The 18,056-nt window shown below is 39.3% G+C and carries 19 protein-coding genes; 9 read left to right on the top strand and 10 right to left on the bottom strand.

The window, feature by feature from the left end:
* Positions 1–24: 24 nt before the first annotated feature.
* From ASG46_RS15070 to ASG46_RS20990, 3 genes are all read right to left on the bottom strand, one after another.
* Complete coding sequence (locus ASG46_RS15070) at positions 25–756, bottom strand: NAD-dependent protein deacylase (RefSeq protein ID WP_373422531.1); 732 nt, start codon at positions 754–756, stop codon at positions 25–27.
* 29 nt (positions 757–785) lie between these two features.
* Entirely contained in the window at positions 786–1,874 is a 1,089-nt protein-coding gene (locus ASG46_RS15065; protein WP_017360337.1) for a mechanosensitive ion channel family protein, read from the bottom strand.
* Positions 1,875–2,038: 164 nt separating this feature from the next.
* Positions 2,039–2,140 (bottom strand): YhdX family protein, encoded by a 102-nt coding sequence (locus tag ASG46_RS20990; RefSeq protein WP_017360338.1) that lies wholly within the window; start codon positions 2,138–2,140, stop codon positions 2,039–2,041.
* A 305-nt stretch (positions 2,141–2,445) separates the two neighbouring features.
* On the opposite strand from ASG46_RS20990, the gene ASG46_RS15060 reads away from it, so the two are divergent.
* From ASG46_RS15060 to crcB (ASG46_RS15050), 3 genes are read left to right on the top strand one after another with little or no spacing between them, the layout of a single operon-like run.
* A complete protein-coding gene (locus ASG46_RS15060; protein WP_025207021.1) occupies positions 2,446–3,162 on the top strand; it encodes a glycerophosphodiester phosphodiesterase in 717 nt (238 codons plus the stop codon).
* Positions 3,162–3,563: a fluoride efflux transporter CrcB gene (crcB, locus tag ASG46_RS15055; protein WP_017366925.1), complete on the top strand. Its 402-nt coding sequence runs from the start codon at positions 3,162–3,164 to the stop codon at positions 3,561–3,563. The genes ASG46_RS15060 and crcB (ASG46_RS15055) overlap by 1 nt, the downstream gene beginning before the upstream one ends.
* Complete coding sequence (gene crcB, locus ASG46_RS15050; protein WP_025207019.1) at positions 3,564–3,929, top strand: fluoride efflux transporter CrcB; 366 nt, start codon at positions 3,564–3,566, stop codon at positions 3,927–3,929.
* Here crcB (ASG46_RS15050) and ASG46_RS15045 read toward each other — a convergent pair.
* Together ASG46_RS15045 and ASG46_RS15040 are read right to left on the bottom strand one after the other, a co-directional pair.
* Positions 3,926–4,318 (bottom strand): hypothetical protein, encoded by a 393-nt coding sequence (locus tag ASG46_RS15045; protein WP_017360342.1) that lies wholly within the window; start codon positions 4,316–4,318, stop codon positions 3,926–3,928. The two genes, crcB (ASG46_RS15050) and ASG46_RS15045, sit on opposite strands and share 4 nt — an antisense overlap.
* Positions 4,319–4,408: 90 nt before the next feature.
* Complete coding sequence (locus tag ASG46_RS15040; protein WP_017360343.1) at positions 4,409–5,791, bottom strand: hemolysin family protein; 1,383 nt, start codon at positions 5,789–5,791, stop codon at positions 4,409–4,411.
* 335 nt (positions 5,792–6,126) lie between these two features.
* Here ASG46_RS15040 and ASG46_RS20680 point away from each other — a divergent pair, with 335 nt between their 5' ends.
* Entirely contained in the window at positions 6,127–6,567 is a 441-nt protein-coding gene (locus ASG46_RS20680; protein ID WP_076821966.1) for a MerR family transcriptional regulator, read from the top strand.
* 58 nt (positions 6,568–6,625) lie between these two features.
* Complete coding sequence (locus ASG46_RS15030) at positions 6,626–7,957, top strand: hemolysin family protein (RefSeq protein ID WP_007497105.1); 1,332 nt, start codon at positions 6,626–6,628, stop codon at positions 7,955–7,957.
* A gap of 39 nt (positions 7,958–7,996) precedes the next feature.
* Here ASG46_RS15030 and ASG46_RS15025 read toward each other — a convergent pair whose 3' ends face one another.
* Positions 7,997–8,599, bottom strand: coding sequence for a lysophospholipid acyltransferase family protein (locus tag ASG46_RS15025; protein WP_017360344.1), 603 nt, complete (start codon positions 8,597–8,599; stop codon positions 7,997–7,999).
* A 386-nt stretch (positions 8,600–8,985) separates the two neighbouring features.
* Between ASG46_RS15025 and ASG46_RS15020 the strand changes: the two genes are divergently transcribed.
* From ASG46_RS15020 to ASG46_RS15010, 3 genes are read left to right on the top strand one after another with little or no spacing between them, the layout of a single operon-like run.
* Positions 8,986–9,477 (top strand): sigma-70 family RNA polymerase sigma factor, encoded by a 492-nt coding sequence (locus ASG46_RS15020; RefSeq protein ID WP_008348979.1) that lies wholly within the window; start codon positions 8,986–8,988, stop codon positions 9,475–9,477.
* Positions 9,470–10,528, top strand: a complete 1,059-nt coding sequence (locus tag ASG46_RS15015; RefSeq protein WP_017366923.1) for an anti-sigma factor — start codon at positions 9,470–9,472, stop codon at positions 10,526–10,528. Before ASG46_RS15020 ends, ASG46_RS15015 begins: the two co-directional genes overlap by 8 nt.
* Positions 10,516–10,806, top strand: coding sequence for a hypothetical protein (locus tag ASG46_RS15010; protein ID WP_008348984.1), 291 nt, complete (start codon positions 10,516–10,518; stop codon positions 10,804–10,806). The genes ASG46_RS15015 and ASG46_RS15010 overlap by 13 nt, the downstream gene beginning before the upstream one ends.
* A 44-nt stretch (positions 10,807–10,850) precedes the next feature.
* Here ASG46_RS15010 and ASG46_RS15005 read toward each other — a convergent pair whose 3' ends face one another.
* Positions 10,851–12,251: an amino acid permease gene (locus tag ASG46_RS15005; RefSeq protein ID WP_008348986.1), complete on the bottom strand. Its 1,401-nt coding sequence runs from the start codon at positions 12,249–12,251 to the stop codon at positions 10,851–10,853.
* A 456-nt stretch (positions 12,252–12,707) separates the two neighbouring features.
* Positions 12,708–13,538 (bottom strand): C40 family peptidase, encoded by an 831-nt coding sequence (locus tag ASG46_RS15000; RefSeq protein ID WP_008348987.1) that lies wholly within the window; start codon positions 13,536–13,538, stop codon positions 12,708–12,710.
* A 354-nt stretch (positions 13,539–13,892) separates the two neighbouring features.
* Between ASG46_RS15000 and ASG46_RS14995 the strand changes: the two genes are divergently transcribed.
* Positions 13,893–15,257: an alkaline phosphatase gene (locus ASG46_RS14995; protein WP_056705093.1), complete on the top strand. Its 1,365-nt coding sequence runs from the start codon at positions 13,893–13,895 to the stop codon at positions 15,255–15,257.
* Between the two features lie 50 nt (positions 15,258–15,307).
* Here ASG46_RS14995 and ASG46_RS14990 read toward each other — a convergent pair whose 3' ends face one another.
* Together ASG46_RS14990 and ASG46_RS14985 are read right to left on the bottom strand one after the other, a co-directional pair.
* Positions 15,308–16,732 (bottom strand): SpoVR family protein, encoded by a 1,425-nt coding sequence (locus tag ASG46_RS14990; protein WP_407707318.1) that lies wholly within the window; start codon positions 16,730–16,732, stop codon positions 15,308–15,310.
* Positions 16,733–16,799: 67 nt separating this feature from the next.
* Positions 16,800–17,999, bottom strand: a complete 1,200-nt coding sequence (locus ASG46_RS14985) for a globin domain-containing protein (protein WP_056705091.1) — start codon at positions 17,997–17,999, stop codon at positions 16,800–16,802.
* Positions 18,000–18,056: the final 57 nt, after the last annotated feature.

Genomic DNA, 18,056 nt, shown 5'->3' with positions numbered 1-18,056 from the left:
TATTGGATGCGGGTTTTTTATGATTTATAAAGCATTCACAAGCTCGCCAATTCGTTCGTGAAAGACAAGATCAAACAGCGGATCGAATTCCGTTTCACTTAAATTCATCATGACCTTAAAGATGGAAGGATGATGAGCAGCATCTTCTGGAATATATCGGGCTGGTGCCACTTCTAAGGAAGTTCCCATGACGAGTAGCATGTCCGTTTGCTGGAGCGATTTCTCCACTTGATCAAAGTGCTTCACCATGTCCCCAAAAAGGACAACATCTGTTTTAAGTACTCGCCCACACGCGCGGCCGTCTGATGAAATTCGCTCACAAACCGGTACCTCTTCTTGTAATAAATAAGGCAGTTCGTATGTAGACCCGCATGATGGACATGTAGCTGTTTGAATGGAACCATGCAGTTCATACACATGCTGGCTTCCCGCTTTTTTATGCAGACCATCGATATTTTGCGTGAAAATATCCACGCGTTTTCCTTGCTTTTCTAAATTGGCTAAAAAAGCATGTCCAGCGTTTGGCTCGTACTCTCCACTCATCTTCATTTGAAACAATTCTTTGAATTTCGGCCAAAATTGATGCGGATGTGATAAAAAGTAAGACCGGCTCATTGCCTCCATGCGAGAGGTATCTTCTGTCCATAGTCCACCCGTAGATCTAAAATCGGGAATTCCCGATTCTGTGCTCATCCCAGCACCTGAAAGGACCGTAATATGTGAGGCCTTTGATAATCTCTCTCTTAGCGCTGCCACTTTTGTTTGATCCAACCACCATTCCTCCTTTATTCACCGAGCTGTTTCTCACCTTTTTGTTTCATATAAATGGTCTGTCCAGGGAAAGCAAATTCTACCCCTTCTTCATGGAAAATATCAATAATGCGATAGTTAATATCCTGCTTAATATCCAGGTTTTCAGACCAAGCGGTTGTGTTTGTATAAAAGTTAAAGAATAAGTTTAAATAGCTGTCTGCCAGCACATCGAAATTCACCATAATCGTTTCCTTATGAACCCCATCATGCTCATAAAGCATTTGCTTCAGACGTTTGATGCACTTATCAATGTTTTCTTTCGGTGTATTGTAAGATACGCGAACGGAGAACGTAATTTGACGTTTATTCATTCTCGTCCAATTTGTGATCGGCTCCTTTGAAAGGGTCGAATTTGGCACGGTCACCACCGCTTCAGCAGGTGTTCTAAATTTTGTACTTCGGAAGGTAATGTCCTCTACAGTCCCAAGTACACTTGGAGTCTCTACAAAATCGCCCATTGTAAAAGGCTTCTCTGTAATAATCACAATTCCTCCAAAAAAGTTCGCCACTGTATCCTGTGCAGCGAGCGCAAAAGCAAGACCACCTAGACCAAGCCCTGCCACAAGTCCGTTCACATCATAATTAAACTCTTGTGCAATGACGCTAATACTCAGTGCAATAATAATAAAACGAAGAACCTTTGATAAAAATGGCGCTAAAATATCATCCATCTCTAATTCAAATTTTGAATTCACTTTTTGAAATAAGAAAGAAGAAGCTGCGGTTAGATTACAAAGTCCCCACGTCAGCATCAAAATAATAGAGGATCTATACAATTTGACAATGACATCCATATGGTGCTCAAAGTATGGGGCTTGCCTTAACGCAAAATATAAACCTAGTGCCACAAAAAACAGTCTCGCAGGTTTTTCAAACGCCACGACAATTTGGTTAATGACTTCGGTTTTAGACCGGTTTGTCAGCTTAAAGAGCAGGTGAAACAAGTATTTCGTAAATACTTTTCGAAGTAATAAAAAAAGCAATAAAATACAAAGGCTAATGCCTATTTGGATCGCAATATCGACTGTAAAATATGTATCCATCCATTTTTGTGTAAACATCTCTGTCTCTCTCCTTTAAAACAATCCTCTCTAGTTTATAATATAACCTTCGTTTATGTCCTCTCTTAAATGTCTGACCTCTATATAAAAAGCCTCGGGACCTATCCCGAGGCATGATGTTCAATTATGAAATTTTGGCTTGAGACATATCGACGGGCAGCAAACTACTTTTTCTTCTGAGCCTGATCAAGGAGAGTCGCTTTAAACATTTCAGCATCCGTTTCGGCCTTAATACGTTCTTCCACTCTAATTCTCCCTTTACCCAATCATCTCGCCTCCTTTTCATCATTATAAAACATCAGAATTTTCAGTCAACATGACGAAAGCACTAATATTTTGACGAACGCTGACGATTTGGACAAAATTGATCGAAGAAAAATTGATGTAATTCAGGTTTACTCAATCAAAGCTTGCTCTATTCCTGTAACTTTTCAAAATGATACATCAAGCTTTTTCGGTACATGAGGTTCCATGATAATACGGCGCTCTTCTTCTCCATATAGTAAAGAAGGAAAACAACCAAAGCATTTGATATGATAAGACCAGAACTTATGTCAGGGAGCTGGAGCAAGTGTATATTATCGCACATAGAGGGTCATCAAGCGCCGCCCCAGAAAATACAATCGCTGCGTTTGATGTAGCTGTCGAGCAAGGAGCAGATTATATTGAATTAGATGTACAAATGACAATGGATCAGCACGTCGTCGTCATCCATGATGATACCGTTGATCGAACGACGAACGGAAACGGCTTAGTCAAAAGCTATACACTTGATCAGTTGAAAAAACTGGACGCAGGAAGCTGGTTTGACCACCAGTATACGAATGAACGAATTCCAACATTACAAGAAATTCTTGAAAGATACAGTCAGCGGATTGGGATATTGATCGAGATCAAACACCCAAAACGGCAGATAGGAATCGAAAAGGCCGTTGCCCGCATCATCAATCGGTTTGCCTATTCTCGTCATATCATGATTCAATCTTTTGATGTTCATGCACTGCAAAGAATCAAAGCATTCGCCCCTTCTCTTCGCACAGCTTTGATTATAAAGCCTGATGCATTTAAACTAACGAAACGAAAGTTAACGACATACAGCTCGTTTGCAAATTGTCTTAATATGAAGAAAACGATGATCAATAGATGGTGGATAGACCGCATCCACACATTCGGGATGGATGTGTTTATATGGACTGTAAAAGATCAAAAAACAGCGGATCGAATCAAAAAATATCCAATTGATGGTGTGGTAACCGATAACCCGCTATTTTTTCAAAAGGAGAAATGATGCAGATGAAAACTTATTTCGCCGTTTTTATCGGTGGATTGATTGGTACACTTTGCAGATATGAACTAAGTCAAACTGTCATCAGCCAGACATTCCCCTATGCAACGATGATTGAAAATATTTCCGGCAGCCTGCTTCTTGGTTTTGCGACAGGATACTTTCTATTTCAGAAAGGAAAAAAAGATCTTGCAGCTTTGATTGGAACAGGGTTTTGCGGCGGGTTTACGACCATGTCCACCTTTTCTAAAGAGACAGTTCTTCTGTTACAGGCAGGGCAGTTCAATTTAAGTATGATGTACATCCTGCTCTCAGTCATTGCTGGAGTAGCCGCTGCTTTAGCTGGCCTGATCCTTGCTGAACGGCTCTTTCATCAAAATAAGCAGCAGAAAGGAAGCAGATAAATGATTGTTTTTTATACAGCTGTAGCTGGAGGGATCGGCAGTGCATGTCGTTTCTTCATCAGCCAAACAATCCAGAAAACTCCATCCCATGCCCTTTTCCCGTACAGTATTATTTTCATTAATTTATTAGGTGCAGCCGGTTTAGGTTTTCTCACAGGCGCTGTAACGTCCAATCATCCACTACTAGTGATCATAGGAACCGGTTTTTTTGGCGGCTTTACCACATTCTCTACGTTTAGTGTAGAATCTGCGACGATGCTGATGCAGCGTCAAATAGGAAAACTTGCTGCCTATTTACTTGTGACAATTATCGGCTCTTTATGCCTTTTTGCGGTGTTATATCAAATAGGACAACTTCTGTTTTAAATATCTGTGATGGCAGCTAGGCTGATGAGCAGTTGATCCATCAGCTGGCGCTTCATTAAAAACAGTGTCTTCTCACTATAGCCGATTTCGATTGCACATTTTGCCATGCGCCAATCTCGAAAATACTTATAATCAATGAGCTGCTGCTCTATCTCATCCAATTCTTTTAAAGCCGTTTCAATACAAGCAACAATCAGTTCATACTGACTTTTCTGCTCTTCTAATTTTTGACGTGCCATATGATGATGTTGGAGAGAACTTCGCTTTTCAAGCTGTCTTTCAATATTTAAAATGGCTGCTTGATAGTTCTTGAAATTTTTTAAATGAAACTCAATACGTTTCATTGAGGTTTTTTTCTCCGTGATACTTGCTGTTTCATACCAGAGCATGTCCATCCCCCTTTTACGAACGCTTGTTCTTATTATATACGAACATATATTCTCAAAAAAGAGGCTAAATACCTAAAAAAAACCTTGAGCTTATTTTTCGCTCAAGGTCATTTCATTTACTAACAGTGGCTCTTTTATATCAAGCCCTGTGCGTGTATTTTCTTTTTCTGATGATGTGACGCCTTTTTTCAGGTCGATCTTTTTCACATAGCGTCCATCCATCTCCAAGACCTTCATCCGAATATCATCAAGATAAATGGATTGTCCTTCTCGGATATCAATGTTCTCATTTAAGATTAGCCCGCCTATCGTATCAATTTCTTCATCATGATATGACATTTCGATCAAATCTTGAACTTCCTCTAATCTCACTTTTCCATCTAATATATAATGATGCTCCGCTCTCTTTTGAATGACAGGCTGCTCATCTTCATCGAATTCATCTCGAATGTCTCCAACAATCTCTTCTAAAATATCCTCCGTTGTGACAAGTCCAGATGTCCCGCCATATTCATCCGTTAAAATCGCCATATGCATTCGATCGCGCTGCATCTTGACGAGAAGCTCTTGAATTGGAATCGTGTCAATCACTTCAATCACTGGATAAATATAATCTTGAAGCTTCAGTTGATCTTTTTCTCCTTGATACACAATATCTGCAAAGAGCTGCTTTTTGTTGAGCATGCCAATGACATGGTCTTTATCCCCTGAAAACACGGGGAAACGTGTGTACTTTTCCTTTGTCATGATCGCCAGTATTTCGTCTAACGGCATATCTTCTGGAATCGCACAAATTTCTCTTCGCGGTATCATAATTTCTCTTGCGATTCGATTATCAAAATCGAATATCTTGTTCATATAATTATACTCTGATGAGTTGATTTCCCCATTTTTTAAGCTTTCAGATAATAAAATCTTTAATTCCTCTTCGGAATGGGAATGTTCTTTTTCAGACCCCATATCGATACCCATCATTTTCGTTAGTACACGGGCTGACCCGTTCAACACATAAATGAAAGGGTACATAAGGATATAAAATGCATGCAGCGGTCCTGACAGCCAAAGCGTCATTTTTTCTGCCTTTTGTATGGCAAGTGTTTTTGGTGCAAGCTCGCCAACAACTACATGCAAAAAGGTAATAATAGAGAACGCAAGTGTTGCTGAGATCAGGCTGATTGCTGAATCAGGAATGTTTGTCAAACCAAAACCTCGAACTAAAAGTTCTTTTACTGCCGGTTTACCGATCCACCCTAAACCAAGGGATGTCACTGTAATACCGAGCTGGCAGGCTGACAAATATTCATCTAGCCTTGATGTCACCTTTTTCGCCATGATAGCCTTTTTGGACCCTTCGGCAACAAGCTGATTAATTCTTGAACTTCTCACCTTTACAATGGCAAATTCAGATGCAACAAAGAAAGCTGTTAAAGCAATCAAAACTCCGACTATACTCAGATTAACAATATCGTCCATTTAACCTTGCTCTTTCTTAGAAGAACAAGGAGTCACCTCCTGATTGATGATGTTGTCTTTTGCAAAACGGTTAACTGATTAAATAAGACTACTTTGAGGGCCCCACTTAACCACCTCCGGTTCACGTAAAATCCGTCTCTCTACATATATATGAAACGGTATTCATTTTATCTTACCATAAATAATCTGAAAATTCCTGTATCGCTACAGTATTTTAGAGATGATAACCTAAATTGATGGAAATGCCCTTTGTTTCTTCATATTGGCAGGAAATCTGAACAATTATCTTGTATTTCAGACTCGAATTATATTAAACTATTTTCATAAACTATAACGTGACGGTTAGGAGGAGATGTTCAGATGGGGCTGAGAAAAAGTATCGTATTGGTGAACTAGCACAGATTGCACAGGTGACGAAACGAACTGTAGATTATTATACGAATCTAGGGTTGCTTGCGCCTGTTAGATCTTGCTCTAATTATCGTTATTACGATGAACATGCTTTAAAACGATTACAATTAATCGTTCTTTGCAAACAGCAGAGATTGGCTCTTTCTGACATCAAATCCAGATTAGATGAACAATTCCCTTCTCAAAAGGAAGAACATGACGAACTTGTCCATTTAACCTCTGATATCGATCGGATGAATGAGCATATGGACCGCATTTTGGCACGTTGTAAGCAGCTTCAGCCAGAACAACGTGAAAAACTAAAAGAGCAGCTTACTCCTGAAAAAATGACGGCTGTCCAATCATTTTTACTGCTGTTAAGTTAAAATTTTTACTAAACAGGAGGTGTTACCTTCGTTCTCAAAGTCAGAACGAAGGCCTTAATTGGACATAGTGAATTTACTCATAGTTGCTTTACTTATAGCTTTAACCGCGTTTTTCGTTGCATCGGAGTTTGCGATCATTCGCTTAAGAAGCTCAAGAATTGATCAATTAATTGCAGAAGGTAATAAAACAGCAGTTGCTGTCAAGCACGTCACGACTCACCTTGATGAGTATCTGTCGGCCTGTCAGCTCGGTATTACCATTACCGCCCTTGGGATTGGTTGGTTAGGGGAAGAAACAATTGCGCACATGCTTGCTCCACTATTTGTAGAGCTGTCGATTCCTCAATCAGCCAGTCATATTGTCACTTTTATTATTGCGTTTAGTATTATGACGTTTTTACACGTCGTGGTTGGAGAGCTTGCACCAAAAACACTCGCCATTCAAAAGGCTGAGCAAGTGTCCCTTCTATTTGCTAGACCGCTTATGATTTTTTACAAAGTGATGTTCCCTTTTATCTGGGTGTTAAATGGATCTGCTCGTTTATTAACGAAAGCATTTGGTCTTCAACAAGTATCTGAGCATGACATGGCGCACTCTGAAGAAGAATTGCGGATTATTTTATCAGAGAGCTATAAGAGCGGCGAGATTAACCAGTCTGAATTCAAATATGTGAATAAAATTTTTGAATTTGATGACCGTCTGGCGAAAGAAATTATGATTCCTCGTACCGAAGTCGTCAGCTTCCCTCATGATATTACGATTGAGGAAATGCTGAAAGTGACAAAGGTCGAGAAATATACACGTTATCCAATTGAAGATGGCGATAAAGACAACATCATCGGTGTTGTGAATATTAAAGAAGTACTCACTGCATGTATTAGTGGTGAATGTTCCACAAGTGATACGATCGAACATTTTGTAAACCCGATTATTCATGTAATTGAAACAGTTCCTGTTCATGATCTACTGCTTAAAATGCAGCGTGAGCGTGTACACATGGCCATTTTATCAGATGAATATGGCGGTACAGCAGGACTTGTAACGGTTGAAGACATCCTTGAAGAAATCGTCGGTGAGATTCGTGATGAATTCGATATTGATGAAATCAACGAAGTGCGTAAACTGGGAGAAGACCACTATATCTTTGATGGAAAGGTCCTTGTAGATCAAGTTAACCTGCTACTAGGTATTCAGCTTGATAACGAAGAAGTCGACACAATCGGCGGCTGGTTCCTTACACAAAAATATGAAGTCGAGAAAAATGACGCGATTCGTGAACAAGGCTATGAATTTATCATTAATGAAGTCGATGGACACCATGTGGCATACATCGAAGTCAAAAAACTAAACGAACAACTATTAGAAGCAGCTGAAGAAGGCGCTTCTTAAGAAAAAAACGACCCTTGCCTTAGCAAGTGGTCGTTTTCTTTATCCCTTTTCGATTAACTTAGCTTCAAGTTCTTTGATTCTTGTGTTTAATACTTCTGTCATCGCACCTAATCTTTCTTTTGGCGGCAGATGATCAAATTCAGACAGCTCAATCGGTTCACCAATGATTAAGCGCATTTTCCCCTTCTTAAAAAGGCTTTTTGCATTAGAAGGTCCTTTGTACGCTGCTGGTACGATTGGTGATTTGCCGAGCTGCGCAATCGTAACGGCCCCTCTTTTTAAAGGAACATCTTCTGTTGTACGTGTTCCGCTTGGAAAAATCCCAACGATTTTCCCCTCTTTTAATAATTTAATGGGCGTTTTAATACTGCTTGGCCCAGGATTCTCTCGATCAACTGGAAAAGCATGAATCTTCTTTAAAAATCCGCCGATCCATTTATTTGCAAACAATTCTTTTTTCGCCATGTAGTGGATCTCAAACGGAAGAATTCCTGCGCCTAATGCAAGAACATCCACAAAACCCTCATGCGTACAAGCAATGACAAACCCCCGGTCTGTTGGCAGATTCTCTTTTTGATATACTTTGATTCCGCCTCGGAGAGCAAAAAATGCTTTGACGGTATAGCCTGAAAATTTATACATAGTGCACTTCCTTTGTTTGAAGAATGAAGGATTTGTTTCTATTATAACAAATTTTTTATTACCTGGTACTAAAAATTTTCTCCTGCTGATAAAATAGAGACGGTTCACTAAAATCATCTTTTCACTTAAGATGACCGCTCCTTCTGTATTCAAGCATGTGTTTTTAGGAAAGAATAGAGAAAGAAATGTGTCCAAAATTGTCGTTTTTTGAGTTTTTTTCCTGATTTGTTCTATTGAAAACACTTTATAAATGATGCAAATTTCGCTATGATAAGGAGAAATGATTTTGATTCGGTGAAAGAGATGAGTAATGTACGGCCTATGAGAAGTTTCGTGCAACTTTATGCCTTTCTTATGCGTGTATAACATAGAGGGGAGAAAAATCAGTGACGATCGATGAAATTTATCAAATGTATATGAACGATGTTTACAGGTTTCTGCTCTCCATGACAAAAGACAAACATTTGGCAGAGGACTTATTGCAGGAAACCTTTATGCGTGCTTATATACATATTCATTCCTACGACCATAGCAAAGTGAAACCTTGGTTATTTCAGGTGGCACGAAATGCTTTTATTGATTATGTCAGGAAACATAAAAAAGAAGTGACCATATCGGATGATCTCATTGGCGGCCTTTTACAAACGTCTGTACAAAGTCCTGCTGAACAGATTGAAATAAAAGAAGTCCTCAACATGTATTTAGAGCAGCTTCCAGATAACTACAAGGAAGCGTTGACATTGTATTATTTAAAAGAACTGAATTACAAAGAAGCATCCAAGGTCATGAATATTACTGAAGCAAATTTTAAAAGTGTTTTATTTCGTGCAAGGCAGCGCCTAAAAGCACTATATAACAGAGGTGTTAATGATGAATGAAGAGTTTAATAAGCGATGGGAACAATATAATAATGGCGAGATGAACGAAGAAGAAATGATGGCGTTTGAAGAAGAGCTCGAAGAAAATGAAAAACGCTTAAGCCAAGAACTGAATGACTCAGATTGGACAGACTTCTCCATCAGTCCTGAAAAACAAAAAGCCATTTTACAATACGGAAAAAGAAAGTCCTATTTACGTATTTCTGTGCTTGCTGTCATATCTACACTGATTATTTTACCGCTTTGTACACTAGGTAGTTATCTATACTACGGCGTTGGCGGAGCAGACAGTAAAGGCAATCATTTTATGGAAACGGCCGCTGTAACAGTCGCCCTAACAAAACCGAACGTCGCCATTGATATGAAGGATTTAAAAGGGCAGGTCAAACTGTTTGGTATGAACACAGAACTTAAGCTACAAAAACAAATTGGCAATAAAACAGAAGCCATCGGTAGTGAACAAATCGAAATGTTTTTCGATAAATTAAAGCAGCCTACGATCTCTTATTATGGCGACAGCGCACGTAATACGGAGGATTTCTTTACGCACCCTTCGTCGCAGGCAGATACATCTAAAAAACAAACACTCACCACTTTAGACAAGTTACCTGAAGGAACAGTGAGTGAAGTGTATGTATCCTATGACAAAGCATACACACCGAAAGACGTGTATTCATTTTCTAAAAAATATGATATGAAAGTGCTTTGGAATGCGATAAAAACAGAAGATTCATTAAGTGGAAATCAGCGTCCAATCGGTTTTCCCGGGAAAGACTCTGAATTTTTAAAAGAGCTTCAGCACACATCAAAAACAGAGGTTGATCAGTTCAAAGATGCCCTCGCCTATGTCAACCAGCATCCATCCTGGGCAAAAACGATCTCTGGCAGACCTGAACTTGACCTCTCTAACCGAATACGCTACATCAATCAAAATGGTGTCACGGTTTACGGTTCTGTTGTCACAGGTCCTTCTAAAGAAATAGAGAAATTTGTGAAGACAAAACGCATTAAAACGGCCAAAGTGAGCGAGGTGGAATTATGGAATTGGTAAGAATTTTTAAAGAGCATAATGTGTTTGGCTGGATTTCGGTCGGCACCGCTATTTTATCGCTGCTCATGCTGAACCTCGCCATTATTAGCAATGTGACATTTTATTCGTTTCAAATGCTTCCTTTTGCAATGGCCGCAGTTCCATTCGGTGTGATTGAACTGTTCATTAAAAAAGGCCGCACTGGACCAGGTTTCCTAGGCGTCGTTCTGAATATTTTTGTCATCGTTTGTGTCTATGCGATCGTCTCCATTGATGTCGATCTTCAATTAGGTTTTTAATACTAAAAAGCCAGTCATACTTGACTGGCTTTTTCTGTACACTCTTATTTTTTGTTTAATTCGGAGTGCTTTCTTGAATATAAGAAATAGACAACAAGCCCAATGGCAAGCCAGATTAAGAAACGAACAAATGTGATGGTGCCAAGCTTATAAATGAGCAGTCCGCAAGATAGAATAGCCAAGATTGGAATGAGCGGCACTGCGGGGCATCTGAATGCTCTCGGTAAATCAGGTTGTGTTTTTCTCATGACAATGACAGCAACTGAAATCAAAATGAAAGCTGAAAGTGTTCCGATGTTCACTAGACTTGCCAGCTCATCAAGCGGAATGAATCCACCCATTAATGCTGACAATGTTCCAAAGAAAAGAGTATTGATATAAGGTGTTTTATGTTTTGGATGAACCTTTGAAAGAACCTTTGGTACCAAGCCATCACGAGACATGGCAAACATGACACGTGTTTGGCCGTACAGCATGACAAGCATGACCGTGGTCATCCCTAAAATCGCCCCAACATCTACAATACCCGCCACCCAATTTTGACCGGCTACTTGTAAAACAAGAGACACTGGATGGGATACTCCCTCAAAGTTCATAAATGGAACAATGCCTGTCATGATGGCACTGACTACCACATACAACACGGTACAAATCAATAAGGAAGTGATGATTCCTCTTGGCAAGTTGCGGGATGGATTTTTTGTTTCCTCTGCCGCAGAAGCAACTGCATCAAATCCGATAAATGCAAAGAATACGAGAGCTGCTGCACTTAACACGCCTGAAGTTCCAAAAGGAACGAATGGTGTCCAGTTTTCAGGTTTTACATATTTCACAGCGACTAAAATAAAGAGCAGAATCACCGCAATTTTCATAATGACCATAATGTTGTTGACTCGTTTTGATTCTTTAATACCGAAGTACAGCAAGAAGGTGATGATCATTAAAATAATAAATGCAGGAAGATTAAAATATGTCACTTGACCCTTTAAACCACCTGGTGCTGCTGTTAATTCAACCGGTATATGAATCCCTATCCCATTTAAAAACGACACAAAGTAGCCTGACCAGCCTGCTGAAACGGCACTAGCGGCTAGCATATATTCTAATATCAAATCCCAGCCAATGATAAACGCTAAAAATTCTCCCATAGATGCGTACGTAAATGTATAAACAGATCCTGATACTGGCACTGTGGAAGCGAATTCAGCATATGACAATGCCGCAAATAAACATGCAAGACCTGCAATCACAAATGATAAAACAAGTCCTGGTCCTGCTGTGACGGCGCCTGTACCTGTCAGTACAAATATCCCTGTACCGATAATCGCTCCAATACCAAGCATCGTTAAGTCAAATGAACCTAATTCCTTTCTTAACGCTTTTTCCCCTTGTGTTGCCGCAATTAGCTCTGAAATGCTTTTCTTTCTAAACAACGAATTGCTCATACCATCACTCCCAAAACTTAGTATCCGTCTAAAGACGCCACCACTTCGTAATTCACTTTATTTTCTGAATATTTAGATTTAATTTAGCGCAATAAATTAGTGGCGTAAAATTATTATATATGAAAATTAAAAAATGAAAACACTTTTTTTCAAAATAGAGTGAAAATTCTTATTTATCAACAAAATATTTGTCAATCATCAGGGTAGATTTTCTTCAATCTTTATTTAAATCATAGCTTGGCTTCTTCTATTTATTATACAACATACAAAATTATACTTTTTTGATATAATTTTTATAAAGTGAAAATAAAATTATTCTTTTGATAACTTGTCTTCACTTTTGCTTATTTAAAAGCCTTTAGACTCATAGAGAGCTATGATAAAGGACTGATTGAGCTGCGCAAACGATATACAAAAAAAGAGACTGCCTAGTAAGCAGTCTCTTAAGATCCATTATTAGTTTACAAATGTCTTTGCGCCAAGGTAAATTGGCTTCCAATAGCTTGAAGTCATATCGCTGATCGTCACACCATCAGAAGCAGCGTGGATAAACTTGTTGTTCCCAAGGTAGACACCCATGTGAGATGGGCCAGATTTATAGGTTGTAAAGAAGACAAAATCTCCAACTTTAGGTGTTGAGACGCTTTTCATTGATCCCCAAAAACCTTCAGTTGTTTGTCTTGAAATCTTTGTTTGTTTGTTAATGATATACCACATAAAACCGCTGCAATCAAAGCCTTTCGGTGTCGTTCCACCCCATTTATATGGTGTACCGTTTTGTGCTTTCGCATCTGCTACGAGTTTAGACGTGTTTAAAGAAGAAGTAGCAACTGTTTTTTCTTTGACAGGTGTTGGTTTCACTTTGGATGTCTTTTTCACTTTCAGCTTTTGTCCAATTTTAATCAGGTCTGTTTTGAGTTTATTTAACGATTTCAGCTCTTTCACTGTCATTCCATATTTTTTGCCGATTTTAGATAAAGTATCACCTTTGACAACTTTATGAGTGGCTGTCGCTGAAGACGCTTTTACTTTTGTTGTTGTTTTTGATGTTTTCGTTACCTTTTTTGAAGAAGTACCATTCACTTTTAAAGTTTGTCCAACATAAATCGTGTTAGATTTCAACTTATTGTCTGATTTAATCTTACTCACGGTTGTTTTGTATTTTTTCGCTAGAACAGAAAGAGAGTCACCTTTTTGAACCTTTACTGATTGTGCTGAGGCAGCTCCGGCAAATAATGTCGTCCCAAGTAGAACTGCACTTGCAGCTGTGATCAATTGTTTTTTCATTTGTTCCTCCTGTATGTATCTATCGTGATCCGAATTTTTATCTACTTTCTATTATAAGGATCGAATACCAGAAGAAATAGTCTTGACTTCCTACGACATTATGCTTATTAATTCGGCAAAAATTATTTTTTTTTAGGGTTCTTTTTATTTCATTTTTATTACACAATCATGACAAAACAAATGCATCTTGTCATAGATAAATCATACATTCATTTCTCTTTTTGGTTCATTCTATGTAAAGTGGACCTTTACAATTTTAAAGTGAACTTTACGGTGCTGTCATTTGGAATCCACACTTCTGCTCTACCATTGTAAACGTGAGAGCGATACATAAACAATGAGGAGGCAAAATGAATGAGTGTGTTGAAAAGCTCGAAAACGAAAATAGCTGCAATCGCAGCTGCATCAGTGTTATCGATTGGTATTTTTTCAGGAATTGAATTTGGACAGGCTGACAAAGCTGAGGCTAAAAAGAAACCAAAAAATGACGTACAAAATGTGATCGTGCTCATTGGAGATGGCATGGGAACACCTTACCTTTCAACTTACCGCTCATTTAAACACAACGGTGATCTTTCCAAGAAAACAGCGTTTGACCCTTACCTCACTGGCATGCATAAAACATACCCTGATGATTCTAAAAGTAACATTACTGATTCAGCAGCAGCTGGTACAGCCATGGCAACCGGTCAAAAAACATACAACAACGCCATTGGTGTAAACAAAAATGGCAAAAAACTAAAAACAGTATTAGAAGAAGCAAAACGCAAAGGAAAGTCTACTGGTCTCGTCGTCACATCTGAATTAACCAATGCGACACCTGCTGCGTATGCCGCTCACGATGTGTCTAGAAAAAACACAGCAGCCATTGCTGATGATTTCTTCGATGAGAAAATTGGCAAACAGCATACAGTCGATGTCATGCTTGGCGGAGGACTGATCGATTTTGTCCGCAAAGATCGTGATTTGACGAAAGAATTTCAAAAAGCAGGCTATCGTTACGTAACCAATAAAGCTGACTTACAAAAAAACAAACAGCAAAAATTGTTAGGCATTTTTGCTGACGGCGGTCTCGATAAAGCAATTGATCGCGATAAAACGACTCCTTCCTTGCAAGACATGACATCCTCAGCCATCAAACAGCTGTCTAAAAACAAAAAAGGGTTTTTCCTCATGGTTGAAGGCAGTCAAATTGACTGGGCTGGACATGACCACGATATTGTCAGTGCGATGAGTGAGATGAAGGATTTTGAAAAAGCATTTGAAGAAGCCATTCGTTTCGCAAAAAAGGATAAAAACACATTAGTCATCACGACCGCAGATCATTCAACTGGCGGTCTTTCCTTCGGGGCAGACGGCTCGGGCAGCTGGGATTATCAGCCTGTCAAAGCAGCAAAAAAGACACCTGATTTCATTGCAAACAAAATTGTAGAGGGTATGACGGTCGAGACTGCGCTCAAACAATACATCGACCTTGATTTCACAAAAGAGGAAATCGCCTCTATTCAAAAGGCAGCTGAAACAAAAGATCCTGTTCAAATTGATGATGCCATCGAAAAAGTCATCAATACAAGGTCTCATACAGGCTGGACCACATCAGGTCATACAGGGGATGAAGTACCATTTTATGCTTATGGACCAACAAGCGAACAGCTAAAAGGGCTCATGGAAAATACAGATCAAGCGAAACACATTTTCAAACTGCTGAAAAACCAATAAAGTGCTAATCACAAAAAAAGATGTCTAGTCGTAGACATCTTTTTTGATCATTAAGTGAGATACTTCCTATGAACCCCTTTTCCATCGTATGAAAACATCACTTCTTTTCCTTCAAGAACTGACTCGATGTGCACACTTCTTCCCCATAGCTGATACAAATATGGAAGCACCTTTTCTAAGTATTTGAGATCAAGCTCAATGCCTTCATACCAATGTTTAATATAGAGTTCGTTGTTTTTTAAATAGTCGCCATCGATGACTGTCAAATACGGAAAGCCACCATTGACCCTCATGCTGACTAGCTGATCACGGACTGCCTTCCATTCTTTATCAATGACTTTATAGTCTCTCCCCTGCTTTTGAAACAAGTACAAATCTTCCCTCATCACAAGGTCTTTCGTTAAGTAATTTCGAATAAAAGAAATGTCTGATTCAATTTCTCGCACTTCAAACATTTTGCTGCGACCGGACCCTTCCGTCACTCCTGCTTTTTTTAATTCCTCGCATGGATGATCGTAGCGCTCTTCAATATCTTCAAAAATCTTCAGCCCTAAATAGTAAGGATTGATTCCTGTCTTAGATGGCTGCACGACACCTGCATTTAATTTTGCAAATTCAATCGATTCACTTGAATCTAAATCAAGTTCACGCATAATCCGCTGGTGCCAATACGATGCCCAGCCTTCATTCATGATTTTCGTTTCTAGCTGCGGCCAAAAATAGAGCATTTCCTCTCTCAGCATCGTCAGGACATCCCGCTGCCAAGGCTCTAGCTCCCGGGAGTGTGCCTCGATAAAGAGCAATATATCTTTTTCTGGCTTTGGTGGGAATTGCTTGATGGTTTTCTTTTTCTCACGTGTTTTCGGTTCATCCATTCCCCATAAATCATCATATGGCGTTTGACGTTTTGGTTTCTCCTCTTCATATTCATCTTCATCGTCGAGATTCCAGCTTAATTTTGAACGAACAAGCGACGGATCAATATGCTCCTGCAATGCCAATACAGCATCTAAAAAGGACTCGACTTCTTTTGTACCGTGGATATGTTCATATTCTTTAATTCGCTCTGCTGCCGCTGACATACTTTCCACCATATCTCGTTTTGTGTTTTGGAAACGGCAGTTGTTTTTAAAGAAATCGCAGTGTGCCAAGACATGAGCCACAATTAGTTTATTTTGAACAAGCGAATTGTTATCAAGGAGAAAGGCATAGCAAGGATTTGAATTAATCACCAGCTCATAAATTTTGCTTAATCCTAAATCATAATGAAGCTTCATTTTGTGAAATTGCTTTCCAAAGCTCCAGTGGCTAAATCGTGTTGGCATGCCATATGCACCGAATGTATAAATAATCTCCGCGGGACAGATTTCATACCTCATCGGATAAAAATCCAGACCAAATCCTTCTGCAATTTCTGTAATTTCATCAATGGCTCGTTGTAAAAGACGCTTTTCAGATACGCTCAAGGAAACCATCCCTCCTCATCGGACTTATCCCTAATATATGAGCGTACCTAATAAAACATGATGTTCAGCCAGTTGTTTAGACGACTTCCATCTCTTTCATGGACTGCCCGCCGAACGCTTCAAAATGGATATTCTCTTCCGGAATGTCCATCGCTTTTAGAATAAGGATCATCTCTTGAGTAAATGCTGGGGAACCGCAAACATAAAATTGGCCTTTTCCTTCACCAATGACTGATTGAAGGAAAGGTCGGTCAATCCGCGTAGCCACCTTCTCAACCAGCTCACTCTTTACACTCTTTTCAAATTGTTCGTTACAAAGGATAATACGCCCCTCTGGAGATGAAGTGAGAACGTGTTCAAACTCTTGTTCAAAAGCGGTTACATCCTCTAGTCTGTCTGCATGAATCATCGTGAATGGCTGATTGTTATGCGACGCTGTTTTCACTAGACCAATCATTGGTGTGACACCAGAACCGGCACTAATCAAATAAACAGGTTCTTTTGTATCATCTTGCAAACAGAACATTCCCTGCGGCATACTGACGTGAAGAACATCGCCTTCTCTCATTTCATCATGCAGGAATGTGGAGACATGCCCATCTCGTTTCACGGTGATGCGATAGTAAGATGGGTGATATTGATCTGATAAACTGTATTGTCTGCTGCATACATAGGCTTCACCCGGCATATCTACCTGCACCGTAATGTATTGACCAGCTTCATACATTGGTAGCTCAGATTCATCCTCTGGTACTAAATAAAAGGAAATGAGTGATGGAGATTCTTGTTTCTTTTTCTTCAGAATAAACGGTTTGACATCTGCCCATCCACCAGTTTGTTTCACATTTTCAGCCATCATTTCTGCCTCAATGGTGATGAATATATTCGCAATGATGTCATATGCAGCCTTCCAAGCCAACAATGTGTCATCTTCCTCTGATAACCCAAATACCTCTTTCATTGCTTCAAGAAGGTGATATCCGACGATTGGGTACTGCTCTTTTTTCACCATAACACTGACATGCTTATGGGCAATTTGTTTCACAGCAGGAAGCAAGTCTGCCAAGCGGTCAATGTGCAGTGCAGCTTGATAGAGTGTTGCGGCAAGCGCCTCTGGCTGGCTTCCATTCATGAGATTTGTTTTATTAAACTGATTGAGTAGCTCTGGATGCTGTCTGATCATATTTTGATAAAAAACTGTCACAAGTTTTGTTCCCTCAGCTTTTAGAAGAGGGGCTGATTGTTTAATGGCATTCATTTGATCTGTGGATAACATCGTTATTCCTTCTTTCAAAAGATGTATTTTAAATACATCTTTATCGTAATGGAAGAC

The organism is Bacillus sp. Leaf49 (assembly GCF_001426125.1).
Lineage (GTDB): Bacteria > Bacillota > Bacilli > Bacillales > Bacillaceae > Bacillus > Bacillus altitudinis.
This window is presented reverse-complemented; position numbering and strand designations above follow the sequence as displayed.

Bases quoted from the DNA above. Each gene is read 5' to 3' on its own strand.
- ASG46_RS15065 (WP_017360337.1), bottom strand. From the start codon at position 1,874: ATGTTTACACAAAAATGGATGGATACATATTTTACAGTCGATATTGCG.
- crcB (WP_025207019.1), top strand. From the start codon at position 3,564: ATGATTGTTTTTTATACAGCTGTAGCTGGAGGGATCGGCAGTGCATGT.
- ASG46_RS14990 (WP_407707318.1), bottom strand. From the start codon at position 16,732: ATGGTTTCCTTGAGCGTATCTGAAAAGCGTCTTTTACAACGAGCCATT.
- ASG46_RS15005 (WP_008348986.1), bottom strand. From the start codon at position 12,251: ATGAGCAATTCGTTGTTTAGAAAGAAAAGCATTTCAGAGCTAATTGCG.
- ASG46_RS14995 (WP_056705093.1), top strand. From the start codon at position 13,893: ATGAGTGTGTTGAAAAGCTCGAAAACGAAAATAGCTGCAATCGCAGCT.
- ASG46_RS15040 (WP_017360343.1), bottom strand. From the start codon at position 5,791: ATGGACGATATTGTTAATCTGAGTATAGTCGGAGTTTTGATTGCTTTA.
- ASG46_RS15000 (WP_008348987.1), bottom strand. From the start codon at position 13,538: ATGAAAAAACAATTGATCACAGCTGCAAGTGCAGTTCTACTTGGGACG.
- ASG46_RS15025 (WP_017360344.1), bottom strand. From the start codon at position 8,599: ATGTATAAATTTTCAGGCTATACCGTCAAAGCATTTTTTGCTCTCCGA.
- ASG46_RS15015 (WP_017366923.1), top strand. From the start codon at position 9,470: ATGAATGAAGAGTTTAATAAGCGATGGGAACAATATAATAATGGCGAG.
- ASG46_RS15045 (WP_017360342.1), bottom strand. From the start codon at position 4,318: ATGCTCTGGTATGAAACAGCAAGTATCACGGAGAAAAAAACCTCAATG.
- crcB (WP_017366925.1), top strand. From the start codon at position 3,162: ATGCAGATGAAAACTTATTTCGCCGTTTTTATCGGTGGATTGATTGGT.
- ASG46_RS15010 (WP_008348984.1), top strand. From the start codon at position 10,516: ATGGAATTGGTAAGAATTTTTAAAGAGCATAATGTGTTTGGCTGGATT.
- ASG46_RS14985 (WP_056705091.1), bottom strand. From the start codon at position 17,999: ATGTTATCCACAGATCAAATGAATGCCATTAAACAATCAGCCCCTCTT.